Annotated in this window: 24 protein-coding genes; 11 read left to right on the top strand and 13 right to left on the bottom strand. The window is 68.0% G+C overall.

What is annotated here, in order from left to right; translation table 11 throughout:
- Window positions 1-77: 77 nt before the first annotated feature.
- From ACN20J_RS25180 to ACN20J_RS25195, 4 genes are all read right to left on the bottom strand, one after another.
- Complete coding sequence (locus ACN20J_RS25180; RefSeq protein WP_189841533.1) at window positions 78-575, bottom strand: LppU/SCO3897 family protein; 498 nt, start codon at window positions 573-575, stop codon at window positions 78-80.
- A 114-nt stretch (window positions 576-689) separates the two neighbouring features.
- Complete coding sequence (locus ACN20J_RS25185; protein WP_361888388.1) at window positions 690-1,955, bottom strand: MFS transporter; 1,266 nt, start codon at window positions 1,953-1,955, stop codon at window positions 690-692.
- 78 nt (window positions 1,956-2,033) lie between these two features.
- Window positions 2,034-3,116, bottom strand: coding sequence for an inositol-3-phosphate synthase (locus tag ACN20J_RS25190; RefSeq protein WP_055610611.1), 1,083 nt, complete (start codon window positions 3,114-3,116; stop codon window positions 2,034-2,036).
- Window positions 3,117-3,160: 44 nt separating this feature from the next.
- The gene (locus ACN20J_RS25195; protein ID WP_189841535.1) at window positions 3,161-3,844 is read right to left on the bottom strand and encodes a PadR family transcriptional regulator; all 684 of its coding nucleotides are present in this window, start codon (window positions 3,842-3,844) and stop codon (window positions 3,161-3,163) included.
- Between the two features lie 374 nt (window positions 3,845-4,218).
- Here ACN20J_RS25195 and ACN20J_RS25200 point away from each other — a divergent pair, with 374 nt between their 5' ends.
- Together ACN20J_RS25200 and ACN20J_RS25205 are read left to right on the top strand one after the other, a co-directional pair.
- On the top strand, window positions 4,219-6,912 hold the full coding sequence (locus ACN20J_RS25200) for a transglycosylase domain-containing protein (RefSeq protein ID WP_190230816.1): 2,694 nt from the start codon (window positions 4,219-4,221) through the stop codon (window positions 6,910-6,912).
- Window positions 6,913-7,043: 131 nt separating this feature from the next.
- Window positions 7,044-8,558, top strand: coding sequence for a glycosyltransferase family 87 protein (locus tag ACN20J_RS25205; RefSeq protein WP_361988820.1), 1,515 nt, complete (start codon window positions 7,044-7,046; stop codon window positions 8,556-8,558).
- A 93-nt stretch (window positions 8,559-8,651) separates the two neighbouring features.
- On the opposite strand, the gene ACN20J_RS25210 is transcribed toward ACN20J_RS25205, so the two are convergent.
- The 3 genes from ACN20J_RS25210 to ACN20J_RS25220 form a co-directional block, all read right to left on the bottom strand.
- On the bottom strand, window positions 8,652-9,683 hold the full coding sequence (locus ACN20J_RS25210; protein ID WP_189841537.1) for an alanine racemase: 1,032 nt from the start codon (window positions 9,681-9,683) through the stop codon (window positions 8,652-8,654).
- 65 nt (window positions 9,684-9,748) lie between these two features.
- A complete protein-coding gene (locus ACN20J_RS25215; RefSeq protein WP_189841538.1) occupies window positions 9,749-10,870 on the bottom strand; it encodes a lipid II:glycine glycyltransferase FemX in 1,122 nt (373 codons plus the stop codon).
- Between the two features lie 212 nt (window positions 10,871-11,082).
- Entirely contained in the window at window positions 11,083-11,403 is a 321-nt protein-coding gene (locus tag ACN20J_RS25220; RefSeq protein WP_189841539.1) for a hypothetical protein, read from the bottom strand.
- 276 nt (window positions 11,404-11,679) lie between these two features.
- Between ACN20J_RS25220 and rpsF the strand changes: the two genes are divergently transcribed.
- The 4 genes from rpsF (at window position 11,680) to rplI (ending at window position 13,425) form a co-directional block, all read left to right on the top strand.
- Window positions 11,680-11,970 carry a 30S ribosomal protein S6 gene (rpsF, locus tag ACN20J_RS25225; protein ID WP_055610618.1) on the top strand — a complete coding sequence of 97 codons (291 nt, stop codon included), beginning with the start codon at window positions 11,680-11,682 and terminating at the stop codon, window positions 11,968-11,970.
- A 72-nt stretch (window positions 11,971-12,042) separates the two neighbouring features.
- On the top strand, window positions 12,043-12,666 hold the full coding sequence (locus ACN20J_RS25230) for a single-stranded DNA-binding protein (RefSeq protein ID WP_189841540.1): 624 nt from the start codon (window positions 12,043-12,045) through the stop codon (window positions 12,664-12,666).
- A gap of 57 nt (window positions 12,667-12,723) precedes the next feature.
- Window positions 12,724-12,960 (top strand): 30S ribosomal protein S18, encoded by a 237-nt coding sequence (gene rpsR, locus ACN20J_RS25235; RefSeq protein ID WP_003949403.1) that lies wholly within the window; start codon window positions 12,724-12,726, stop codon window positions 12,958-12,960.
- Window positions 12,961-12,978: 18 nt separating this feature from the next.
- Window positions 12,979-13,425: a 50S ribosomal protein L9 gene (rplI, locus tag ACN20J_RS25240; protein ID WP_055610620.1), complete on the top strand. Its 447-nt coding sequence runs from the start codon at window positions 12,979-12,981 to the stop codon at window positions 13,423-13,425.
- 223 nt (window positions 13,426-13,648) lie between these two features.
- On the opposite strand, the gene ACN20J_RS25245 is transcribed toward rplI, so the two are convergent.
- Window positions 13,649-14,986 carry an MATE family efflux transporter gene (locus tag ACN20J_RS25245; RefSeq protein ID WP_419666861.1) on the bottom strand — a complete coding sequence of 446 codons (1,338 nt, stop codon included), beginning with the start codon at window positions 14,984-14,986 and terminating at the stop codon, window positions 13,649-13,651.
- 459 nt (window positions 14,987-15,445) lie between these two features.
- Between ACN20J_RS25245 and dnaB the strand changes: the two genes are divergently transcribed.
- Window positions 15,446-16,921: a replicative DNA helicase gene (dnaB, locus tag ACN20J_RS25250; RefSeq protein ID WP_189841542.1), complete on the top strand. Its 1,476-nt coding sequence runs from the start codon at window positions 15,446-15,448 to the stop codon at window positions 16,919-16,921.
- A gap of 92 nt (window positions 16,922-17,013) precedes the next feature.
- On the opposite strand, the gene ACN20J_RS25255 is transcribed toward dnaB, so the two are convergent.
- Together ACN20J_RS25255 and ACN20J_RS25260 are read right to left on the bottom strand one after the other, a co-directional pair.
- On the bottom strand, window positions 17,014-17,577 hold the full coding sequence (locus ACN20J_RS25255; RefSeq protein ID WP_362296772.1) for a dihydrofolate reductase family protein: 564 nt from the start codon (window positions 17,575-17,577) through the stop codon (window positions 17,014-17,016).
- A 180-nt stretch (window positions 17,578-17,757) separates the two neighbouring features.
- Window positions 17,758-18,342: a helix-turn-helix domain-containing protein gene (locus tag ACN20J_RS25260; protein WP_189841544.1), complete on the bottom strand. Its 585-nt coding sequence runs from the start codon at window positions 18,340-18,342 to the stop codon at window positions 17,758-17,760.
- A 131-nt stretch (window positions 18,343-18,473) separates the two neighbouring features.
- Between ACN20J_RS25260 and ACN20J_RS25265 the strand changes: the two genes are divergently transcribed.
- Both ACN20J_RS25265 and ACN20J_RS25270 read left to right on the top strand, forming a co-directional pair.
- On the top strand, window positions 18,474-19,076 hold the full coding sequence (locus ACN20J_RS25265) for a class I SAM-dependent methyltransferase (RefSeq protein ID WP_419666862.1): 603 nt from the start codon (window positions 18,474-18,476) through the stop codon (window positions 19,074-19,076).
- 130 nt (window positions 19,077-19,206) lie between these two features.
- The gene (locus ACN20J_RS25270; protein ID WP_419666863.1) at window positions 19,207-20,592 is read left to right on the top strand and encodes a serine hydrolase domain-containing protein; all 1,386 of its coding nucleotides are present in this window, start codon (window positions 19,207-19,209) and stop codon (window positions 20,590-20,592) included.
- Window positions 20,593-20,706: 114 nt separating this feature from the next.
- Here ACN20J_RS25270 and ACN20J_RS25275 read toward each other — a convergent pair whose 3' ends face one another.
- Together ACN20J_RS25275 and ACN20J_RS25280 are read right to left on the bottom strand one after the other, a co-directional pair.
- Window positions 20,707-21,159, bottom strand: coding sequence for a GNAT family N-acetyltransferase (locus ACN20J_RS25275; protein ID WP_189841547.1), 453 nt, complete (start codon window positions 21,157-21,159; stop codon window positions 20,707-20,709).
- A 131-nt stretch (window positions 21,160-21,290) separates the two neighbouring features.
- On the bottom strand, window positions 21,291-21,755 hold the full coding sequence (locus tag ACN20J_RS25280) for a MarR family winged helix-turn-helix transcriptional regulator (RefSeq protein WP_189841548.1): 465 nt from the start codon (window positions 21,753-21,755) through the stop codon (window positions 21,291-21,293).
- A 140-nt stretch (window positions 21,756-21,895) separates the two neighbouring features.
- Here ACN20J_RS25280 and ACN20J_RS25285 point away from each other — a divergent pair, with 140 nt between their 5' ends.
- Window positions 21,896-23,131 (top strand): MFS transporter, encoded by a 1,236-nt coding sequence (locus ACN20J_RS25285; RefSeq protein ID WP_189841549.1) that lies wholly within the window; start codon window positions 21,896-21,898, stop codon window positions 23,129-23,131.
- Between the two features lie 184 nt (window positions 23,132-23,315).
- Window positions 23,316-23,735 carry a GlcG/HbpS family heme-binding protein gene (locus ACN20J_RS25290; RefSeq protein WP_055610628.1) on the top strand — a complete coding sequence of 140 codons (420 nt, stop codon included), beginning with the start codon at window positions 23,316-23,318 and terminating at the stop codon, window positions 23,733-23,735.
- 191 nt (window positions 23,736-23,926) lie between these two features.
- On the opposite strand, the gene ACN20J_RS25295 is transcribed toward ACN20J_RS25290, so the two are convergent.
- Window positions 23,927-24,793 carry a GNAT family N-acetyltransferase gene (locus ACN20J_RS25295; RefSeq protein ID WP_419666864.1) on the bottom strand — a complete coding sequence of 289 codons (867 nt, stop codon included), beginning with the start codon at window positions 24,791-24,793 and terminating at the stop codon, window positions 23,927-23,929.
- Between the last annotated feature and the right edge of the window lie 5 nt (window positions 24,794-24,798).

Genomic DNA, 24,798 nt, shown 5'->3' on the forward strand with positions numbered 1-24,798 from the left:
TGACTCGCTTCCCGGACCAGAACGTGCCGAGGGGCGTTGTTTCACGTGAAACAACGCCCCTCGCGTCTGCACCGCTCCTACTTGTTGTCCGCCAGGCAGAGCACGAAGGAGTCGGACCCTTCCTGCCAGGAGAGAGCGGCAGTGGTGCCCTGGACGGACTGGCAGGCGAGCTGCGCCAGGCTGGAGCCGTCCTTCTTCGCCAGAACCTTGTGGGTGGCCTTCGAGTCACTGCAGTCGAGCTTCTCGACTGTGGCGTTGGAGTCGGAGCCCGTGTTGCGCAGGCAGTCGCCCGCCTGGAGCTTCGTGGCGTCGTCGCCACCGAAGAAGTAGGTGCCGGCGGCTATGGACAGCGCGGCCACGGGGATGATGAACCGCAGGTACTTCTTGAAGCCGCTACGCGCCGGAGCGGGCGGCGGAACCGGCGCGCCCTGGTTGAAGTACGGGGACTGCTGGGGGTCTCCGGGCTGCGGCTGGCCGTACGGGTTCCCGCTCGGAGGCTGCCCGTAGGGGTTCTGGCCCTGAGGCGGCTGCCCCTGTGCGAACGGGTTCTGGCCTTGGGGCGGCGGAGTGGTCACTTTGAGGGTCCCCCTCGGACGTAGGCGCGTGGCGCGAAATAAGACGCACGTAAGCTACCGGCCGCCACTGACAACTCTGTAGCCCACAGTGGCTCTGTGTCATTGATGTGACACTTACTGCCGCTCAAAGCGGGCCATAGTCACAGCAACTGCCCCGTAGATAACGGCCACCGTGACCACCAGCGGGACCGAGCGGCCGTCAGGAGGCAGCATCAGCGCGGCCATCGCGGCGGCGGCGACGAAGGCCACATTGAACAGAACGTCGTAGACGGCGAAGATCCGGCCACGGAAGCCGTCGTCGACGGACGACTGGACCACGGTGTCCGTGGCGATCTTCGCGCCCTGGGTGGTCAGGCCGAGGACGAAGGCCGCGACCAGTATGGGGACTTCGGCGAACGGCAGCCCGAGTGCCGGTTCCAGGACCGCGGCGGATCCGGCACAGGCGATGATCCAGCCGCTCGGCCCCAGTCGGCCGACCGCCGCCGGGGTCAGCACTGCCGCGGCGAAGAAGCCCGCTCCGGAGATCCCCACGGCCAGGCCCAGGAGGGCGAGCCCGTCGTCGTCCGAGCCCGACGACCAGGCGTACCGGCAGAGCATCAGCACCATGACCGTCAGGGCGCCGTAGCAGAACCGCATCAGCGTCATCGCGGCCAGGGCCCGGGCGGCCTCCCGTCGTGGGGGCTGGGCCAGATGACGTACGCCTGACGTCAGGCCGTGCGCCGTGCCGACCAGGGCCGCCTTCAACCGTGGATGCACCAACTCCCGGTCGGGTCCCAGAAGTTCCGGCGCCAGGCGCAGCGAGGCAAGCGCTGAGCACACGTAGAGGGCCGCTCCGACGAGGACGACCGCCGCGTCGGAGTCCGAGGCGACCAGACGGACGACGAAGGCGAGACCGCCGCCCAGGGTCGCGGCGAGCGTTCCGGCCGTGGGTGAAAGGGAGTTGGCCATCACCAGGCGCTCGGAGTCGACGACGCGGGGCAGTGCGGCGGACAGGCCGGCCAGGACGAACCGGTTGACCGCGGTCACGCACAGGGCGGACGCGTAGAAGAGCCAGTCCGGCACGCCGCTCAGCATGAGGACGGCCGTCAGGGCGGCCAGCACCGCCCGCAGCAGATTCCCGTACAGGAAGACCTGGCGGCGCCGCCAGCGGTCCAGCAGGACGCCGGCGAAGGGGCCGACGAGGGAGTACGGGAGCAGCAGGACCGCCATTGCCGAGGCGATCGCCGCCGCCGAGGTCTGCTTCTCCGGTGAGAAGACGACGTATGTGGCGAGCGCGACCTGATAGACGCCGTCGGCACCCTGCGACAACAGCCGGACGGCGAGCAGACGCCGGAAGTTCCCGAAGCGCAGGAGGACGCGCAGGTCACGCACGACAGCCATGGGGCACAGCCTCACATACGAGGAGGGTCCCCGGGCTTGCGACCCGGGGACCCTCAACAGAGCGGCACATCAAGCGGTTTAGCGCTCGACCTCGCCCTTGATGAACTTCTCGACGTTGTCGTAGGCCTCGTCGTCGAAGTACTGGACCGGCGGCGACTTCATGAAGTAGCTCGACGCGGAGAGGATCGGGCCGCCGATGCCGCGGTCCTTGGCGATCTTCGCGGCGCGCAGGGCGTCGATGATGACACCAGCGGAGTTCGGGGAGTCCCAGACCTCGAGCTTGTACTCCAGGTTCAGCGGGACGTCACCGAAGGCACGGCCCTCGAGGCGGACGTACGCCCACTTGCGGTCGTCCAGCCAGGCCACGTAGTCCGAGGGACCGATGTGGACGTTCTTCGCGCCCATGTCGCGGTCGGGGATCTGCGAGGTGACGGCCTGCGTCTTCGAGATCTTCTTCGACTCGAGGCGGTCGCGCTCCAGCATGTTCTTGAAGTCCATGTTGCCGCCGACGTTGAGCTGCATCGTGCGCTCGAGGCGGACACCGCGGTCCTCGAACAGCTTCGCCATCACGCGGTGCGTGATGGTGGCGCCGACCTGCGACTTGATGTCGTCGCCGACGATCGGGACGCCCGCCTCGGTGAACTTGTCCGCCCACTCCTTGGTGCCGGCGATGAAGACCGGCAGGGCGTTGACGAAGGCGACCTTGGCGTCGATGGCGGCCTGGGCGTAGAACTTCGCCGCGTCCTCGGAACCGACGGGCAGGTAGCAGACGAGGACGTCGACCTGCTTGTCCTTGAGGATCTGGACGATGTCGACCGGGGCCTCGGCGGACTCCTCGATCGTCTCGCGGTAGTACTTGCCGAGACCGTCGTAGGTGTGACCGCGCTGGACCGTGACGCCCTTGCTCGGGACGTCGCAGATCTTGATGGTGTTGTTCTCGCTGGCACCGATGGCGTCCGAGAGGTCGAGGCCGACCTTCTTCGCGTCGACATCGAAGGCGGCGACGAACTCGACGTCACCCACGTGGTAGTCGCCGAACTGGACATGCATCAGGCCGGGCACCTTGGACGCCGGGTCGGCGTCCTTGTAGTACTCGACTCCCTGGACCAGCGACGCGGCGCAGTTGCCCACGCCGACGATGGCTACGCGCACCGAACCCATTCCGGTTGCTCCCTGTGTGTACTCGGTGAAGCCCTGAGAGGACTTCACGTGGCAGTGTCATCGGACGGATCCGGCCCGGGAGTGTCCCCGGGCCGGGGCAGGCCGCCCGACTCCCCAGATGTGCTGTTCTGCTGAGCGGAGCCGTCCGGTCCGGGACGCTGCTGGTCCCGTCCGGCCCGCTCGCTCTCGATGAGCTCGTTCAGCCAGCGCACTTCGCGCTCCACGGACTCCATTCCGTGGCGCTGGAGCTCAAGGGTGTAGTCGTCGAGGCGCTCCCGGGTGCGCGCCAGAGAGGCACGCATCTTCTCCAGGCGCTCCTCCAGACGGCTGCGGCGGCCTTCGAGGACCCGCATCCGTACATCCCGTGACGTCTGGCCGAAGAAGGCGAAGCGAGCCGCGAAGTGCTCGTCCTCGTACGCGTCGGGACCCGTCTGTGAGAGCAGGTCCTCGAAATGCTCCTTACCTTCGGCCGTCAACCGATAGACGATCTTGGCGCGACGCCCTGAGAGTGGCGCCGCGAGCGCGTCCTCGGGGGTGTTCCCCGGCTCCTCGATCAACCAGCCGCTGGCGACCAGCGTCTTGAGGCAGGGGTAGAGCGTCCCGTAGCTGAACGCACGGAACACACCCAGTGACGTATTGAGACGTTTGCGCAGCTCATAGCCGTGCATCGGGGACTCGCGGAGCAGGCCGAGGACGGCGAACTCGAGGATCCCGGAACGCCGGCTCATCGTCGCCTCCTCTCTGCCGCGGTCTTGCCGTGACGGTCTTTATGCCGAGCTGATGTATCGACTCGATACATCAGAACGATAGATCGGTCCGTCGCATGCGACAAGAGGGGGCATCGTGAACGGGGTCACATCACCAATTCGTAGGAAGCAAGTTGCCTGATTTGGGGTGAACTTCGGTGCTAGGCAGGTTTTGACGGTGCGTAGTCTGTGCGCCATGCAAACCACCGGGAACCGAGTGACGCATGGGGACGTCCTCGTCCTCGGTGCAGTACGGATGAATGTAAGAACGACCGCATCCGTACTTCGGGGGGACCGGAAACCAGCCGCCGTTTCCAGGCGCGCTCAGGTGCGCCTGCCCGAGGAGTAATCGTTCGATGAGCGAGCACCGTCGCAAACCGCCGCAGCCGCAAGGCGGCGGACGTGCCGCGGCCCGACGCGGCCAGACCGGGTCGTCCTCCGGCCGCCGTGCGGCGCCGCGGAGCGCCACCGGGTCTCCTTCCGACTCCTATGACTCGGGAGGTGAGGAGCGCCCGTTCGGCAGCCGTGCAGAGGCCCGGCGGGCAGCACAGAGAAGCAGCACCAGCGGTGGCAGGCGCAGAGCCGCCGACGGGGCGGGGAACGGCGGCCACGGTGGTGGCGGCCGGCGTGGTGGTCCCGGCGGGCCCAACGGCCCTGGGCGGGGCAGAGGGCGCGAGCCCGACCCCTACAAGAAGCGGATCATCGACTATCCGCGCGCGGGCAAGTACGGATGGGCACGTTGGATGCCCTCGTGGAAGCTCGTGACGGGTACGTTCATCGGCTTCTGCGGCAGCCTGATGGCCGTGGCGGGCATCGCGTACGCCATGGTGGGCGTGCCGGACGTCGCTGCCGCCGCGAAGGCGCAGAACAACGTCTACTACTGGGCCAACAACAAGCCGATGGTGTCCACGGGCGGTGAGACCAACCGCCAGAACATCAAGTACGAGCAGATCCCCGAGGCGATGCGGTACGCCGTCATGTCGGCCGAGAACAAGAAGTTCGAGACCGACAAGGGCATCGACCCCGTGGGTATCGGCCGCGCGCTCTTCAACATGGCCAAGGGCGGCGAGACGCAGGGCGGCTCGACCATCACCCAGCAGTACGTGAAGAACGCGATGCTGAACGACCAGTCACAGACGGTGTCCCGGAAGTTCAAGGAACTGCTTGTCTCCATCAAGGTGGGCCGCACCGAGCCCAAGGAGGAGGTCATGGCGGGGTACCTGAACACCGCCTACTACGGCCGCACCTCCTACGGCCTTCAGGCGGCCGCTCGTTCGTATTTCGGCAAGGACGCGACCGAGATGGACGAGAGCGAGTGCGCCCTTCTCGCTGCTGTTCTGAAGGGCGCCACGTACTACGACCCCGCGGGAGCGACGGCGATCGACCCCGGGGCCACGCAAGAGGCCAACACCAGGCGGGCCACGGAACGATGGAGCTGGATCCTCGACGAGATGGTCAAGGACGGGCACCTGTCGGCCACGAAGCGGGCCGAGTTCAAGGAACTCCCCAAGCTCCAGAACCCGCGGTCCAGCTCCGAGCTGGGCGGTCAGATCGGCTACCTCGTCGATCTCGCCAAGGGCTATGTGATCAACAACACCGACATCACCGAGGAACAGCTCCGGCAGGGCGGCTACGAGATCCACACGACCTTCGACAAGAAGAAGGTCGCCGACCTCGAGAAGGCCGTGAAGAAGGTTCGCAAGGAGAACCTCGACGTGAAGCGTCGGCCGAAGACCGATACACACGTCCAGTTCGGCGGGGCCTCCGTGGACCCGAAGGACGGAGCCATCGTCGCCATCTACGGCGGTGAGTCCGCGACCAAGCACTTCACCAACAACGCCGATGAGACCGGTGCCGCGGTCGGCTCGACGTTCAAGCCGTTCGTCCTGGCGGCCGCCATGCAGGACGGCAAGCGCGACCCCGACCTCGGGGAGTCCCAGGCACAGGACGAACGCACCAAGGTCTCGCCGGACAGCTTCTACAGCGGCAAGAACAAACTCAAGATCAAGACCTACGACGGCAGTGTCTGGAAGAACGACAAGGGCAAGGAGTGGCTCCAGACCAACGACGACGACGCGTCGTACGGCTCTCCGCCGAACTACCGGATCGATCTGCGTGAGGCCATGAGGGTCTCGGCGAACTCCGCCTTCGTGCAGCTCGGCATGGATGTGGGTCTGGACAAGGTGAAGAAGGCGGCGGAAAACGCCGGCCTCAGGCCGAACAGTCTGACGGGTACCACCTTCCCGTCCTTCTCCATCGGTATCTCCGACCCCAGCGCGATCCGCATGGCCGGCTCGTACGCGACGTTCGCGACCAGCGGGCAGCAGAACGACCCGTTCTCGGTCAAGGAGGTCGAGTACGAGGGGGGCAGCGTGTGGAAGCACAAGTCCGCGGCCAAGGAAGCCTTCACTGAGCAGGTCGCCGACAACGTCACCGACGTCCTGAAGACCGTCGTCGAGGACGGAACGGGTACCTCGGCCCAGCTCGACGGCCGCGAGGTGGCCGGTAAGACCGGTACGACGGACGGCAACAAGTCCGCCTGGTTCGTCGGGTACACGCCGCAGCTGTCGACGGCGGTCAGCATGTACCGCATGGACGACGACGAGACCAAGAAGAGTCGTCCGTTCCTGGAGATGTACGGCACGGGTGGCCAGGAGACCATCCACGGTGCCTCGTTCCCGGCCGAGGTCTGGCACGACTACATGGAGCAGGCGCTCAAGGGCGAGCCGGCTGAGGACTTCCCGGAGGCCGAGCCCATCGGCGAGGTCGTCAACGATATTCCGACCCCGAGCGCGACTCCCACGCCCACCGAGTCCGAAGAGGAGCAGCCCGAGCCCAGTACGGAGCCCAGCGAGACGGAGACCACTCCCTCGCCCTCCGCGAGCGAGACCTGTGGCCCCTTCGGCACCTTCGAATGCGAGGACACCGGCGGGACCGAAACCGGTGGCACCGAGACCGGTGGCACAGACGGCGGGGTGACGTCCTCACCCACGGAATCCGAAGATCCAGGCAATACCAGAGGTAATGGCAATGGCGGCATCTTCGGATGATCAACCGGATAGCTGCCTCCACGGGGTGTTTCACGTGAAACATCCGCAGTGAGGTGTTTCACGTGAAACGAGGGCCGTCACACCGACTCGGTGTGACGGCCCTCGGCGTATTCCTAGGCGCGTACGGCAGGATGTGCGGCATGCCCAGCGCAGAAACGACGCGAGCGAGCGTGGACGAGCCAGATCTGGTGCGGCCGACCAAGGAGGACCCGGTTGCCGCGACCGGCAGTGAACTGTTCGGTGGTCCTCTCGGGCGGCGTGCGCTGCTCGGGACGTCCTGGTGGACTCCCGTGCGGATCATCGCGCTCGTCGCGATCGGCATGTTCGCCCTCGGCATGGTGCAGAAGCTGCCCTGCTATGACGGCGCCTGGTTCTTCGGGGCCAGCTCGCAGTACACACATGCCTGCTACTCGGACATCCCGCACCTCTACCAGGGGCGGGGCTTCGCCGACGGGCTGGTGCCGTACTTCGACAAGCTCGAAGGCGATATGGAGTACCTCGAATACCCGGTGCTGACCGGTGTGTTCATGGAGGTCGCCTCGTGGCTGACGCCGGGCAGCGGCAGCATCCAGGACCAGGAGCAGGTCTACTGGATGGTCAACGCCGGGATGCTGATGGCGTGTGCGGCCGTCATCGCCGTCTGCGTGACCCGCACCCACCGGAGGCGCCCCTGGGACGGCCTGCTGGTCGCTCTGGCGCCTGCCTTCGCGCTGACCGCCACGATCAACTGGGACCTGCTGGCCGTCGCTCTGACGGCCGCGGCGATGCTGATGTGGGCACGGAGCCGCCCGCTTGCCTTCGGAGTCCTGCTGGGGCTCGCCACGGCCGCCAAGCTCTATCCTGCGCTGCTGCTCGGGCCACTGCTCGTACTGTGCTGGCGCGCGGGCAGGTGGCGGGAGTTCGGTACGGCGCTGCTCGGTGCCGTCGGCTCCTGGCTGGTCGTGAACCTTCCGGTCATGCTGCTGGCACCCGAGGGCTGGTCGAAGTTCTACACGTTCAGCCAGGAACGCGGCGTCGACTTCGGCTCCTTCTGGCTGATCCTGTCCCAGCGCATGGAGACCCCGTTCGACACCGACACGGTCAACACGTTCGCCACGGTGCTGATGCTTATCTCCTGCGTGGGTGTCGCGGCTCTCGCGCTGACCGCTCCGCGCCGGCCGCGCTTCGCCCAGCTGGCGTTCCTGATCGTCGCGGCCTTCATCCTCACCAACAAGGTCTACTCGCCGCAGTACGTGCTGTGGCTGGTGCCCCTCGCCGTGCTGGCCCGTCCGAAGTGGCGGGACTTCCTGATCTGGCAGGCGTGCGAGGTGGCGTACTTCCTCGGCATCTGGATGTACCTCGCGTACACGACCAGCGGGGACGCCCACAAGGGACTGCCGCAGGAGGGGTACCAACTGGCCATCGCCGTGCACCTGTTGGGGACGCTGTATCTGTGCGCGGTGATCGTGCGCGACATCCTCATGCCGGAGCGGGACGTGGTGCGCCGGTCCGGTGACGACGACCCGTCCGGTGGCGTGCTCGACGGCGCGCAGGACGTCTTCGTCCTGGGAGCCGCGGCCCACCCGCCGCGGCACGCCGCACACTTCGACGGGCCGTACGTGGAGTGGGGCGCCGACGACGAACCGACGAAGCGGCGTTCGCCCTGAGCGAACAGGGCGCGGGCGAGTCACGTAAAAGGCCGTACACGGATTCCGTGTACGGCCTTTCGTCTGTGTGCGGGGCTTGGTGTCTCCCCGCTGTCAGCGTTCGACGATGCGGTCGAACTGCGTGGTGGTGTGCCGCAGATGGGCCACCAGCTCCTCGCCGACCTTCGGCTCCGGGGCGTCCGAGGGCACGAAGAGGATCGAGACCTGCATGTGCGGGGGCTCCGCGAACCAGCGCTGCTTGGCGCCCCAGACGAACGGTGAGAGGTTCCGGTTGACCGTGGCGAGACCGGCCCTGGCGACGCCCTTGGCGCGCGGCATGACGCCGTGCAGGGCCTTCGGGGCTTCCAGACCCACTCCGTGCGACGTACCGCCCGCCACGACCACCAGCCAGCCGTCCGAGGCGACCTTCTGCTGGCGGTAGCCGAAACGGTCGCCCTTGGAGACAGGGGTGACGTCCAGGACGGCTCCGCGGTACTCGGTGGCGTCGTGGTCCCCCAGCCACAGCCGCGTGCCGATGCGGGCACGGAAGCGGGTCTGCGGGAACTGCTGCTGCAGCCGGGCGAGTTCCTCGGCCTTGAGGTGGCTGACGAACATGGTGTGCAGCGGCAGCCGGGCCGCGCGCAGCCGGTCCATCCAGCCGATGACCTCCTCGACGGCGTCCGAGCCGTCGGTGCGGTCCAGGGGCAGGTGGATCGCGAAGCCCTCAAGGCGCACGTTCTCTATGGCGGCGTGGAGCTGGGGCAGGTCCTGCTCGCTCACACCGTGCCGCTTCATGGAGGACATGACCTCGATGACGACACGGGCGCCCACAAGGCCGTAGACGCCGTCGACCGACGACACCGAGCGGATGACCCGGTCAGGCAGTGGTACGGGCTCCTCGCCCCGTCTGAACGGCGTCAGCACGAGGAGGTCGCCGCCGAACCAGTCCTTGATCCGTGCGGCCTCGTACGTCGTGCCCACGGCCAGGACGTCGGAGCCCATGCGAGTGGCCTCGTCCGCGAGCCGCTCGTGGCCGAAGCCGTAGCCGTTGCCCTTGCAGACCGGGACGAGCCCCGGGAACTGCTCGGACACGTGCTTGTGGTGCGCCCGCCAGCGTGCGGTGTCGACGTAGAGCGTGAGCGCCATGGCCGGACCTGGAACCTTTCTCGTGGCAGCGGTGTATCAGAGGTGTGAAGGCGAATTCTGGTACGTCAGCGGCGCGACATGTAGATGTCGAGCGCCTTGTGGAGCAGTTTGTTGAGCGGGAAGTCCCACTCACCGAGGTATTCGGCGGCCTGCCCACCGGTGCCCACCTTGAACTGGATGAGGCCGAAGAGGTGATCGGTCTCGTCCAGCGAGTCGGAGATGCCGCGCAGGTCGTAGACGGTGGCGCCGAGCGCGTAGGCGTCGCGCAGCATCCGCCACTGCATCGCGTTCGAGGGCCGGACCTCGCGCCCGATGTTGTCGGAGGCTCCGTAGGAGTACCAGACGTGCCCGCCGACGACCAGCATCGTCGCGGCGGAGAGGTTCACACCCTCGTGCCGGGCGAAGTACAGCCGCATGCGGTTGGGGTCCTCGGTGTTGAGGGCCGTCCACATGCGCTGGAAGTACGCGAGCGGTCGGGGCCGGAAGTGGTCGCGCAGGGCCGTGATCTCGTAGAGGCGCTGCCACTCCTCCAGGTCCTGGTAGCCGCCCTGGACGACCTCGACGCCGGCCTTCTCGGCCTTCTTGATGTTGCGCCGCCAGAGCTGGTTGAAGCCCTTGTGGACGTCCTCCAGCGACCGGTTGGCCAGCGGCACCTGGTAGACGTAGCGGGGCTGTACGTCGCCGAAGCCCGCCCCGCCGTCCTCGCCCTGCTGCCAGCCCATGCGCCGCAGCTTGTCGGCGACCTCGAAGGCGCGCGGCTCGATGAAGTCCGCCTCGATGTCGCGCAGGCGCTTCACGTCCGGGTCCTGGATGCCCTTCTTGATCGAAGCGGCCTCCCAGCGCCGGATGATCACAGGCGGGCCCATCTTCACGGAGAAGGCGCCCTGCTGCTTGAGGTGCGCGAGCATCGGATCCAGCCAGTCGGTCAGATTCGGCGTGAACCAGTTGATGACCGGGCCCTCGGGCAGATAGGCGAGGTAGCGCTTGATCTTGGGCAGCTGGCGGTACAGGACGAGACCCGCCCCGACCATCTCGCCGGACCTGTTGTCGAACCATCCGAGGCTCTCGGAGCGCCACTCGGCCTTCACGTCTGCCCAGGCCGGGACCTGCATGTGGCTAGCCGCGGGCAGACTCTGGATGTACGCCAGATGCTGCTCTCGGCTGATGGTCCTCAGGGTCAGGCTCATTCGGGGCGCTCCTCGGGCTGGTGTGTCCCCATGGGTACAGGGGCTCCGGCTCTCGCGCCGAAGCCTACTGCGCCCTGCGAGCGCCTCGTCTGGCCGTATGGAACCTGTGCCCCGACCAATACGTGGCCGGGGCACCCGGAGGTGTTGTCCGGCCGTGGGGCCGGAGGTTGTGGAGACCGCGGGCCGGCGGCTCCCGAGGGCCGGGGCGCCGGTCAGCCGATGACGCCGCCGAAGAGGCCGCCGTGTGCCATGCCGAGGAAGAAGCCGACGGCGGAGGCACCGAGACCCAGGATCAGCCCGAAGCGCTCCCGGGTCGTCACGGAGACGAACTGTCCGGCCGCCCCGGTCAGGATGCCCACCAGTCCCGTCCACGAGCTGAGCAGATGGAGGCTGTGGAACATCGCGGTGACGAAGGCCGTCACTCCGAGGACCAGCGTCACGGCGAGCAGGGTGTCCTGGAGCGGATGGGGCTTGTGGTCGGTGGCGAAGAGGGAACCGACGGTCTTGGAGTTGGGTCGCAATGCCTGTGCCATGTGGCACCTCCTGCGGAAGGCGGCGCATCGTAGCGCCATACACACCCGATGTGTACAGATTGACGGTCTCGGGCCCCGGATTTCAACCGCAAGCCGGTGTGCAGGTAGTCTGTACCCTCTGCACCGGTGTCTGCCCGGGCCACGGCACGATCCCCCGCTCAGTTCGCTGATCGGTGGGCCCGATTGTCAGTGGCGGCCGATACCGTTGCGTACGCATCACAACCCTCCTGCCACGGAACGACCGTGGCCGTTGAGTCCAAAGGAGGTGGGTTCCACATGCGTCACTACGAAATGATGGTCATCCTCGACCCCGATCTCGAGGAGCGCGCTGTCGCCCCCCTGATCGAGAACTTCCTCTCCGTCGTCCGTGAGGGCAACGGAAAGGTCGAGAAGGTCGACACCTGGGGCCGTCGTCGTCTCTCGTACGAGATCAAGAAGAAGCCCGAGGGCATCTACTCGGTCATCGACCTGCAGGCCGAGCCTGCGGTCGTCAAGGAGCTCGACCGCCAGATGAACCTGAACGAGTCGGTCCTCCGGACCAAGGTCCTCCGTCCCGAGACCCACTGAACTTCCTAGTTCAGCGGTTCCTGGGATTCGAGTAGCAGCAAGCCCGCAGCAAAACCGCCGAGAGGTTCCCCCATGGCAGGCGAGACCGTCATCACCGTCGTCGGAAACCTAACCGACGACCCCGAGCTGCGCTTCACCCCGTCCGGTGCGGCCGTCGCGAACTTCACGATCGCGTCGACGCCTCGAACGTTCGACCGCCAGACCAACGAGTGGAAGGACGGCGACGCGCTGTTCCTCCGTGCGTCGATCTGGCGTCAGGCCGCAGAGAACGTCGCCGAATCGCTGACGCGCGGTATGCGTGTCGTCGCCCAGGGGCGACTGCGGCAGCGTTCGTACGAGACGCAGCAGGGCGAGAAGCGGACAGTCGTGGAGCTCGAGGTTGACGAGATCGGCCCCTCGCTGCGCTATGCCACTGCCAAGGTCACCAAGACCCCCGGTGGTCGTGGTGGCGGTCAGGGTGGCGGTGGCTTCGGCGGCGGCCAGCAGGGCGGCGGCGGTGGCGGCGGCTGGGGCGGAGGCCCCGGCGGCGGTCAGCAGCAGGGTGGCGGCGGGGCTCCCGCCGACGACCCCTGGGCGACCGGCGCTCCTGCAGGCGGCGGCCAGCAGGGCGGCGGCGGTGGCGGCGGCTGGGGCGGAAGCTCCGGCGGCGCTGCCGGCGGCTCCGGCGGCGGCTACTCGGACGAGCCCCCCTTCTAGCCCACGGGCTGAGGGTGGGCCGTACCCACACTTCTTGATCACACAGGAGAAACACACATGGCGAAGCCGCCTGTGCGCAAGCCTAAGAAGAAGGTCTGCGCATTCTGCAAGGACAAGGTCACGTACGTGGACTACAAGGACACGAACATGCTGCGGAAGTTCATTTCCGACCGCGGCAAGATCCGTGCCCGCCGCGTGACCGGCAACTGCACGCAGCACCAGCGTGACGTCGCCACGGCTGTGAAGAACAGCCGTGAGATGGCGCTGCTGCCCTACACCTCCACCGCGCGATAAGGGAAGGGTGACCGACTAATGAAGATCATCCTCACCCACGAGGTCTCCGGCCTCGGCGCCGCGGGCGACGTCGTCGACGTCAAGGACGGCTACGCTCGCAACTACCTGATCCCGCGGAACTTCGCGATCCGTTGGACCAAGGGTGGCGAGAAGGACGTCGAGCAGATCCGTCGTGCTCGCAAGATCCACGAGATCCAGACCATCGAGCAGGCCAACGAGATCAAGGCCCGCCTCGAAGGTGTGAAGGTCCGTCTGGCCGTTCGCTCCGGCGACGCCGGTCGTCTCTTCGGTTCCGTCACCCCGGCCGACGTCGCCTCGGCGATCAAGGCTTCCGGTGGCCCCGACGTCGACAAGCGCCGCATCGAGCTGGGCTCGCCGATCAAGACGCTGGGCGCTCACGAGACGTCCGTGCGTCTGCACCCCGAGGTTGCCGCCAAGGTCAACATCGAGGTCGTCGCCGCGTAAGCGGTGCACTAGCAGTACATGTGAGGGCCGCACCCCAAGGGTGCGGCCCTCACTGTTTTGCTGGGCCTGCGGGAAGGAGCGCGCCTCCGGCAGGACCCACGGGCGGCTGGTGTTTCACGTGAAACGAAGCGAATCCGTCGTCGCGGAACGGGGGCGGAATGCTCGTTGTTTCACGTGAAACCGAGCGGCCCCACGTACCTCCTCGGCGCCGGAGCGGGTTTGCTCAGCGCGTGGCGCCTGTGACGATCCAGCGGCCCGACCGTGTGCGCAGCCACAGGGTCAGCATTCGCACGGTCATCATGAGAGTCATCGCTCCCCAGACGGCGGTCAGCCCGCCGCCGAATACGGGCACGAGCAGTGCCACCGGAGCGAAGACCGCCAGGGTGAGGATCATGGCCCATGCGAGATACGGGCCGTCCCCCGCGCCCATCAGTACGCCGTCCAGGACGAAGACGATCCCGCAGATCGGCTGGGAGAGCGCCACCATGAGCAGCGCGGGCAGTGCGGTGTCGTGGACCACCGAGTCGCTGGTGAAGAGCGGCAGGAACAGGGGACGGCTGAGGATCACCAGGCCGCCCAGGACGACGCCGACGGCGATGCCCCACTCCACCATGCGGCGGCAGGCCTCACGGGCTCCCTTGGCGTCTCCGGCGCCGAGATAGCGGCCGATGATGGCCTGCCCCGCGATGGCGATGGCGTCGAGGGCGAAGGCGAGCAGGCTCCACAGCGACAGGATGATCTGGTGCGCGGCGACATCGGCGTCTCCGAGGCGAGCGGCGACGGCGGTGGCGATCATCAGGATCGCGCGCAGCGACAGGGTGCGGACCAGGAGAGGTGCGCCAGCCTGGGCGCAGGCGCGTATCCCGGCGGCGTCCGGCCGTAGGGATGCCCCGTGCTTCCGCGCTCCGCGGACCACCACGACGAGGTACACGGCGGCCATGCCGTACTGGGCGATGACGGTTCCCCAGGCGGAGCCGGCGATACCGAGGTCCGCGCCGTAGACGAGGCCCGTGTTGAGGGCGCCGTTGGCGACGAAGCCCGCGATGGCGACGTAGAGGGGTGTCTTGGTGTCCTGCAGGCCGCGGAGGACGCCGGTGGCGGCGAGGACGACGAGCATCGCGGGGATGCCGAGGGCCGAGATGCGCAGATAGGTGGTGGCGTAGGGAGCGGCGGTGTCAGAGGCGCCGAAGAGTTCCACCAGAGCGGGTGCGGTGGGCAGCACTACGGCGATGACGGCGGCGCCGAGCAGCAGGGCCAGCCAGATGCCGTCCATGCCCTGGCGGATCGCGGCCTGGAGGTCGCCCGCCCCGACCCGTCGGGCGACGGCGGCCGTGGTGGCGTACGCGAGGAAGACGAAGATGCTCACGGCTGTGACGAGGAGAGCCGAGGCGATGCCGAGACCGGCGAGTTGCGCGGTGCCGAGATGGCCGACGATCGCGGTGTCGACCATGAGGAAGAGAGGCTCGGCTATGAGTGCGCCGAAGGCCGGAACGGCCAGCGCGACGATCTCTCGGTCGTGCCGTCGCCGGGCGGCCTTGGGTGCCGCGGGAGCCTGTGTCATGTGCATCAATCTAATCTTCCACAGGTAAGAGATGCAAGTATCCTATGACCCTTACCTTCAATCTCGTGAGATGCGCTGCGGGGCGCCATTAGCGTCGATCTTGATCCGACCGGGAAAGTTTTTCTTCTGCACAGCCGGTGGACGGGATATTCGCAGGTCAGAATGGGTGCGGAAATGATGCTGAGTGCTTGTTCACAGGCCTGTCCACCGGGTCGTGCACAGGTTTTGGCGGGTTCTCCACAGCATCGGGGCCGTCGTCCACATGGCCTGTGGATAACCAGATTGGCTGACGGTGCCCGCGGGCCTACCGTGGTGCGGCACCCGCTCGCTTCTCCGTCCTCGGAAACCTCACAAAACCGACGCGTCAGAACCGGAGTTGGGCATCTCATTTGTCAGTGTCGTGCCGTAGGAATGAGGGGCACGGCGAGGTCCGCTCGGCGGACGGGAGGAGGTGGCCCGGTGAGTATTTCCGAGCCCTTGGACGATCCGTGGGCCGACAGCGGTCCCAGTGATCGTCTGCCCGCCTCCCGCCAGCGCCGCGACGGTGGCCGGGGCAGGGACGACCAGCACGACCGCGGTTCGGACAACGGAGCCTGGGACGGCGGAGGTTCGGCATTCGAGCGAGTGCCGCCGCAGGATCTGGACGCCGAGCAGTCCGTTCTCGGCGGCATGCTGCTCTCGAAGGACGCCATCGCCGACGTCGTCGAGGTCCTCAAGGGCCACGACTTCTACCGGCCGGCGCACGAGACCATCTACGGCTCGATCCTCGACCTCTACGCGAAGGGCGAACCGGCCGACCCGATCACGGTCGCCGCCGAGCTCACCAAGCGCGGCGAGATCACCAAGGTCGGCGGCGCTTCCTATCTGCACACCCTGGTCCAGACGGTCCCTACGGCGGCGAACGCCGAGTACTACGCGGAGATCGTCCACGAGCGGGCTGTGCTGCGCCGCCTGGTCGAAGCCGGTACCCGCATCACGCAGATGGGGTACGCGGCCGACGGTGACGTGGACGAGATCGTCAACAGCGCCCAGGCGGAGATCTACGCGGTCACGGAGCAGCGCACCACCGAGGACTATCTGCCGCTCGGCGACATCATGGAGGGCGCGCTCGACGAGATCGAGGCGATCGGTTCGCGGTCGGGGGAGATGACCGGTGTGCCGACGGGCTTCACCGACCTCGATCAGCTCACCAACGGTCTCCACCCGGGCCAGATGATCATCATCGCCGCCCGTCCCGCCATGGGTAAGTCGACGCTGGCGCTGGACTTCGCACGGGCCTGCTCGATCAAGCACAACATGCCGAGCGTGATCTTCTCGCTCGAAATGGGCCGCAACGAGATCGCGATGCGTCTGCTGTCCGCCGAGGCGCGCGTGGCCCTGCACCATATGCGTTCCGGGACGATGACCGACGAGGACTGGACCCGGCTCGCGCGCCGGATGCCGGACGTCTCGGCCGCCCCGCTCTACATCGACGACTCTCCGAACCTGTCGATGATGGAGATCCGCGCCAAGTGCCGTCGCCTCAAGCAGCGTGCCGATCTGAAGCTCGTGGTCATCGACTATCTGCAGCTGATGCAGTCGGGCGGCAAGCGGTCCGAGAGCCGACAGCAGGAGGTCTCCGACATGTCGCGAAACCTCAAGCTGCTGGCCAAGGAGCTTGAGCTGCCGGTGATCGCGCTGTCGCAGCTGAACCGTGGCCCCGAGCAGCGCACGGACAAGAAGCCCATGGTCTCCGACCTGCGTGAATCAGGGTCGATCGAGCAGGACGCGGACATGGTGATCCTGCTGCACCGCGAGGACGCGTACGAGAAGGAGTCGCCGCGCGCCGGCGAGGCGGACATCATCGTGGGCAAGCACCGTAACGGCCCGACGGCCACGATCACGGTCGCCTTCCAGGGCCACTACTCCCGCTTCGTGGACATGGCACAGACCTGATCGTCGTCCTTGCAGGGGCTCAGATTTCGCGTCCCAGTGGTGGCGTTCACGTTCGCGTGGACCGGTAGGCGGTCGAGTCGGGTGACGGGCGCTCAGCGCCTCGTCTCGTACCTGGTCAGGATCACGCCACAGGGAAGCGTCCGCGTCTCCACCAGGTTCAGGTTCACCCAGCTGTCCAGCGCGGTGAAGAACGGCGTGCCGCCGCCCACCAGGACGGGCGCGGTGGCCAGTACGTACTCGTCGATCAGCCCGGCCCGCATGGCCGCCCCGGCGAGCGTCGCGCCGGCGATGTCCATCGGGCCGCCGTCCTCGGCCTTGAGCCGGGTGATCTCGGCGACCGCGTCGCCGGTGACCAGGCGGGTGTTCCAGTCGACCTTGTCGATCGTCGAGGAGAACACCACCTTCGACATGTCCCGCCAGCGGCGCGCGTACTCGATCTCCGCCGGGGTGGCGCCCGGCTGCTGGTCGGCGGTCGGCCAGTGGGAGCTCATCATCTGCCACAACTTGCGCCCGTACAGCGTCAGCTCGGTCGCCTGCAACTGGTCGGACCAGAACTGGAACAGCTCGTCGCTCGGCACGCTCCAGCCGATGTCGTCGCCGGGAGCGGCGATGTAGCCGTCCAGGGACAGGTTCATGCCGTAGATCAGTTTCCGCATGGCGCCAGCCTTCCGTGAGTCGGTCTCGCGCGTACAGACCGACGCGGCGCGGGAAACTAATCGGCGCGTGATCTGAGCTCGCATGTGGTCCTCGTGCTCGGTGGCTCAGCCGCAGACTCATCACGTCATCGGCGGCGAGACCCTACACGTCCGTTCGGACAGTGATGAGGGCGCGGCCGGTCAGTCGCGTCGGTAGCGGGCCCTGATGTGGAAGCGCTCGCCCTGGGGGCCGAGGATGCTCAGGAACTCCACCGGACGTTCGTCGGCGTTGCCGAACCAGTGAGGGAGGTGGGTGTCGAATTCGGCGACCTCGCCCGTGGTGAGGACCAGGTCCTGGTCGGCGAGTACGAGGCGCAGTCGTCCGTTGAGGACGTACAGCCAGTGATACCCCTCGTGCGAGCGGGGATCGGGTTCGCGGTCGGTCGGGCCCGCGGGGAGGATCTGTTTGAACGCCTGCAGTCCGCCGGGTTTGCGGGTCAGCGGGATGACGGTCATGCCGTTGCGGGTGAACGGCTGCGGGTATACCCGGGGGTCGAGGCCGGGCGGGGAGCCGACGAGTTCGTCGAGCGGCATCTGATAGGCCTTGGCCAGGGGCAACAGCAGTTCCAGGCCCGGCTTGCGGTGCCCGGACTCCAGCCGGGACAGGGTGCTGACCGGAATGCCGGTGGTCTCCGACAGGGCGGTCAGGGTGGCCCCGCTGCGGCGACGCAACTCGCGCAACCGTGGCCCGACCGCGGCCAGCACGGTGTCGAACTCGTCGCTCATGCGTTCACTGTGCCCACGCTTTGCAGTTTTCGCAAAGAACTTTGTCGGTTCGTCATGGGCGGGGCCACGTTGACGGCAGGCCATGGGCGACCGGCGCCATGGCATCCGACCCACCAGGCGAGGTACGGGCAATGGACGCACAGTTCTGGGACGAGATGTATCGCAGCCGCGACCAGGTCTTCAGCGGCGACCCCAACGGAGTGCTCGTCACCGAGGTCACCGGCCTGCCGCCGGGCCAGGCGCTCGACGTCGGATGCGGTGAAGGCGCCGACGCCCTCTGGCTGGCCCGGCACGGCTGGCAGGTCACCGCGGTCGACATCTCGACGACCGCCCTGCAGCGCGCGGCAGCCGCTGCCGTGGACAGCGAGGGCCGGGTGGCCTGGACACGGGCCGACCTGACCATCACGCCACCTCCGGCTGACGCGTTCGACCTGGTGTCCGTCCAGTACTTCCCGCTCTCACTCCAGCCGGATCACGCCGCCCTGCGCGGCCTGCTGAACGCCGTCGCACCCGGCGGCACCCTGCTCTTCGCCAGTCACGACCTCGCCGACCTGCCCCCACGCCCGGAGCAGGGCTTTGACCCCGGCGACTACTACCAGTCGGACGACATCGCCAAGCTCCTCGACCACGACTGGACCGTCCTGATCAACGAAACCCGCCCACGAACCGCCCCCGCACCCGCCGGCACCCACCACACCCACGACACCGTCCTGCGTGCGCAACGCTTGCGGTGACCCGTGACCCGTGACCCGTGACCCCTGACCCGTGACCCCTGACGCCTGACCTCTGATTCGTGGGCTGCGAGATCCCGCGGCGGGCTCAAATGCGCTCGACGCGGGACGCCGGGGCAGATGGACTTGGGCCATGACGACACCTGCGGAAGAACTGTTCCCCGCCACGCGCCGGGCCCTGTTGCACCGAATCTCCACCGCTCAGGCCGAAGGGCGGGCGCCGTCGCTGGTGGCGGCGGTCGTCCGGGGCGGAGAGACGGTCTGGCACGGTTCCCGCACCTCGGTGGACGGGCACGGGCCGGACGAGAACGTGCAGTACAGGATCGGTTCGATCACCAAGACGTTCACCGCTGTCCTGGTGCTGCGGCTGCGCGACGAAGGCGTCCTGGACCTGGGGGATCCGCTGGAGAAGTACCTTCCCGGTACCGGCGCGGGGGAGGCGACGATCGCCGAACTCCTCGCGCACACAAGCGGATTGGCGGCCGAATCGCCCGCCCCCTGGTGGGAGCGCACCCCCGGATCACTGCGTCCCGAGCTCGCCGACGTGCTGGGCGAGCAGCCGCACCGGCATCCCGTCGGACGGCGGTTCCACTACTCGAACCCCGGCTACACGCTGCTGGGCGCGCTGGTGGAGGAACTGAGGGGCGTCCCGTGGGAGGAAGCCCTACGGAACGAGGTGCTCGAACCGCTGGGGCTGCACCGCACGGGTGCGGAACCTCAAGCACCGCACGCGGGCGGCTGGGCCGTGCATCCCTGGGCGGACGTGATGCTGCCGGAGCCCGTCGAGGACCTCGGCCGGATGGCACCGGCAGGCCAAATCTGGTCGACCACGGGCGACTTGGCTCGCTTCGCAGCCTTCCTGGCCAAGGGCGACGACCGGGTGCTGAGCGAGGCCTCCGTACGGGAGATGCGTACGCCCGCCGCGCCGGCCGAAGCCGAGGAGGTGGCGGCCGGCAGCGCGTACGGCCTCGGTATGCAGGTCCAGTACCGGGACGGCCGGATGCTTGCAGGGCACTCCGGTTCCCTTCCGGGCTTCGTCGCCGGTCTCATGATCAGCGTTGAGGACGACCTGGCCGCCGTCGTGCTCGCCAACTGCACGTCCGGCCCGCCGGTGTTCACGGTCGCCGCCGATCTCGTACGTATCGTCGCCGAGGCCGAGCCCCGGATCCCCGAGCCGTGGCGGCCGTTGCCCGAGGTCGACCGTTCAGTACTGCAGTTGGCAGGACCCTGGTACTGGGGGACGCACGCCTTCGCGCTGCGCCTCACGGCCGATGGGGGTGTCTCGTTCGGGCCGCTGTCCGGCAACGGCCGGCGTTCGCGCTTCCGGGCCAACGGAGACGGGACCTGGACGGGACTCGACGGCTATTACGCGGGCGAGGCCCTGAGGGCCGTACAGCGCCCCGACGGATCGGTGGACCACCTGGACCTCGGGTCGTTCGTGTTCACCCGGCAGCCGTACGAGGAGGGGGCTTCCGTGCCGGGTGGCGTGGATCCTGAGGGGTGGCGCGGGATCCGTTAGCCGCCCTGCGATGGGTGAGCTGCGTGGGCGGGGGCGTGATGTTTCACGTGAAACAGGGCGCTCCTCGCCGCGCGCGGACCTGTGCACCGACTCGGCGGCCGGGATCCGCCTACTTCAGAGCTGCAGCTTGAACCCGACGTGGGATGCCGTGAAGCCGATCCGTTCGTAGAACCGGCGGGCGTCGGTGCGGCTGACGTCGGAGGTCAGCTGCACCAACTGGCAGCCCTCGCTTCGGGAACGGTCGATCGCCCACTCGATGAAACGGGTGCCCAGGCCGCTGCCACGCTCGTCGGCATGGATGCGTACGCCTTCGATGATCGAGCGGGTCGCGCCCTTGCGGGACAGGCCCGGAATGATCGTGAGTTGGAGCGTGCCGACGACACGGCCCTCGCGCACGGCGACGACCAGGTGCTGGTTCGGATCGTTGCTCAGGCGCTCCAGAGCGGCCAGATAGGGGCTCAGGTCGTCCGGTGACTCGCGCTGCGCTCCCAGAGGGTCGTCGGCGAGCATCGCGACGATGGCAGGGACGTCGTCCGGGACAGCCGGTCGTATCTCAAGATCTCCCATGGCAGCACCCTACGCAGGCGTGCCCCTGTGCTGACGTGCCCCTACGTAGACGTGCCCTTACGCGGACGTGACCCTACGGGGACGTGCCCCGACGCCGATGCGTCCCAGCGGGCGCAGCGCAGCCGCCCTCGCTAAGCGAGCGTCGGCGCGCTAGCCGACTCGACGACGCGGACCAGCGGCGCCAGCTCGGGGTTCATGGCCGCCGCGTCGAGTGCCTCGCGCAGGGCGGCGTCGTTGGTGGGCCGGGCTTCGTCGAGGAGCTTGAGGCCCGCCTCGCTGACGTTCGTGTAGATGCCGCGGCGATCGGTCGGGCACAGGTAGCGCAAGAGCAGCCCGCGGTCCTCCAGGCGGGTCACCAGTCGCGTGGTGGCGCTCTGGCTGAGGACGACCGCGTCGGCGACCTGCTTCATCTGGAGATGGCCGCCGTCGCCGTCGTGCTGACGGCTGAGGACGTCGAGGAGCGAGTACTCGCGCACGCTCAGGTCGTGCTTGGTCTGCAGGGCCCGTTCGATGTGCGCCTCGATCCTCCCGTGCAACAGGGAGAGGGCGCACCAGCCCTGGGCGAGGGCGGTGAGCGCGGGGTCCGTCGCTGTCATGGCGTTCTCCTCCGTACCGGAGCGGCTGTCACCAGGATAGAGCACTCCCGCAATAGTCCGCGCTTGCAATTAGTCGGCGTCTGCAAGTATTGTCAACGCACGTAAAGCGCTCCTGCAATCGTCTGGGAAGGTTCTCCCCCATGCCTCTCGCGCTTCTTGCCCTCGCGATCGGGGCCTTCGGAATCGGAACCACCGAGTTCGTGATCATGGGCTTGCTGCCCGACGTCGCGGGTGACTTCGGTGTCTCCATCCCCACCGCGGGCTTCCTCGTGACCGGCTACGCGCTGGGCGTCATGTTCGGTGCGCCGCTCATGACGGTCCTCGGCACCAAGGTGTCCCGCAAGCGGATGCTGATGCTCCTGATGGGGCTCTTCATCGTCGGCAACCTGCTCTCCGCCGTCGCTCCCAACTTCACCGTGATGCTGATCGGCCGCGTGGTCGCCTCGCTCGCACACGGTGCCTTCTTCGGCATCGGCGCCGTCGTCGCCGCGGACCTCGTCGCGCCCGACAAGAAGGCCGGTGCCATCTCGATGATGTTCACGGGCCTGACCGTCGCCAACGTCGTCGGCGTACCGCTGGGCACCCTCATCGGCCAGTCCGCCGGCTGGCGCGTGACGTTCACGATCGTCGCGGCCCTGGGTGTCCTCGGCCTGGCGGGCATCGCCAAGCTCGTCCCCGACATGCCCAAGCAGGAAGGCGTGCGCCTGCGCCACGAGCTGGCCGCGTTCAAGAACGTCCAGGTGCTGCTCGCCATGGCGATGACCGTCCTCGGCTTCGGCGGAGTCTTCGCGGCGATCACCTACATCGCGCCGATGATGACGAACGTGGGCGGCTTCGCGGACGGCTCCGTCACCTGGCTGCTCGTTCTCTTCGGCCTCGGCATGGTCGGCGGCAACCTCGTCGGCGGCAAGTTCGCCGACCGCGCCCTGATGCCGATGCTGTACGTCTCCCTGGGCGCCCTCGCGGTCGTACTCGCGCTCTTCACGCTCACCGCGCACAACAAGATCGCGGCAGCCGTGACCATCGCGCTGATCGGTGCCCTCGGGTTCGCCACCGTGCCGCCGCTCCAGAAGCGGGTGCTCGACCAGGCGCACGGCGCCCCGACGCTCGCCTCCGCCGTGAACATCGGCGCCTTCAACCTCGGCAACGCCCTCTCCGCCTGGCTCGGCGGCCTCGTCATCGCGGCCGGCCTCGGCTACACCGCCCCGAACTGGGTCGGCGCGATCCTCGCCGCCGCCGCTCTCGTGCTCGCCGTCCTCTCGGCCGCTCTGGAGCGCCGGGCCGACGCCGCCAACACCGCCGACGGCCTGGTCGTCAGCGGGGCCGGGGCAGCGTCGGTCGAGTCCGGTCAGCAGAAGGCCGCTGTTCACCACTGACCCACTGCCTGGGCGGTCGCATCCGCCCTGGCGTGGTCGGCCGCCGGGCCAGGGCCGTCCCGGCGGCCGACCGAAGCCCCGAGCAAGCCTTCACCCGCACCTCAGCGGATCGCTGCCCCCACAAGCCACCACCCGGCAAACCGCCACCCCCACACAGCACCACCCATCAAGGAGAAACAAGCTCATGAGCACCACCACCGTTACCCCGCTGACCATCCAGGACGCCGAGGCTCTCGTCACGGCCGCCCGTCGCGCCGCGGAAGCCGCCGACGTGAAGGTCAGCGTCACCGTCCTCGACGCCGGCGGTCACCTGCTCGCCTTCCGGCGCGACGACCGGGCCGTACTGATCTCCGGTGAGACCAGCACCCGCAAGGCCTACACGGCACTGCAGCTGGACACCCCCACCGCCGACCTCGTCGACGCCGTTCAGCCGGGTGGCCTCTTCCACACCCTGCCCACCGCCCTCGACCGCCCGCTGCTCTTCATCGCGGGCGGGGTCCCGGTCCACCGCGACGGCCGTCTGATCGGCGCGATCGGCGTCGGTGGCGGCGCGCCGGAGCAGGACCACGGCTTCGCCACCGCCGCGCTGAAGACGCTCGCCTAGGAGCGCTCGAAAGCGCCTGGCGCCAGGAAACACCGAAACGCCTGCCCCATCCGGGGCAGGCGTTTCGGTGTTTCCTGGCGCCAGCTCCCGACCGCCGAGCTCAACCGCGGAGTTCTCGGAGCCTCAGCTCTCGGACGCCGAGCTCTCAGGCGTCGAGCTCTCGGACGTCGGCCGAGCTCACCCTCGGCCCTTCAGCCCGCCGCCACCGTGAGCGGAGCGAACCGCCGCGTCCAGTCACCCGGCAACTCCGCGATGCCGTACGTCATGACCGCGTTGAAACTCGTGGGGGCGAGCCCGCGCTCCTTCACCCACGCCAGCAACTCCTCGTGCCGTACGTCGATGTCGGTGCGCAGAGGCCCGTCGACGTGGGCGGCCAGCGAGGCGATGAGCGCCTTGGCCGCCTCCGTGTCCCGGGCGATCAACGGGCCCACGACATGGTTGTCCAGGTTGGGCCAGGCAGCCGCGTAGCCGATGATCCGTCCGTCCTCCTCGGCGACACGCAGCTGGTCGGCGAAGGCGGGCAGTCGCGTGATCATGTGCGTGCGGTCGGTACCGAAGACCTCTTCGTCGAGCCGGAGGATCGCGGTCAGGTCCTCGGCGGTGGCCGCCCGCGTGGCGACCTCGGGCTCCGGGCCTCCCGGCACGAAGTGGCCACGGACCATCTCGGCCCGTCCGGTGGTCTTGAACCCCAGCTCCTCGTAGAGAGGGCGCCCGTACGGCGTCGCGTGCAGCGTCACCGGTGTGGTGCCCAGCTCGGCGACGACATGCCGCATCAGCCTGCGTCCGACGCCCTGGCGGGCATGCCGCTCGGCGACCAGCACCATGCCGATGGCGGCCAGGGTGGGACGGTCCTGGGGTCCGTACGAGGTCACGACGCAGGCGGTGACGAGGCCCCCGTCGGGGTCGTCGATGCCGTAACCCGTGCCGGCCGTGAGTAGGAGGCCCCACTTGTGCTCCTCGCGGGGCCAGCCGCGGTTCTCGGAGAGATCGGCGCAGGCGGTGAGATCGCGTGGCGTCAGACGGCGGATGGGCTGGAAGGCGGAGGAAGGAGTCGACACGCAGG

Source organism: Streptomyces sp. 2-1, from assembly GCF_048564895.1.
Classification (GTDB): domain Bacteria; phylum Actinomycetota; class Actinomycetes; order Streptomycetales; family Streptomycetaceae; genus Streptomyces; species Streptomyces phaeochromogenes.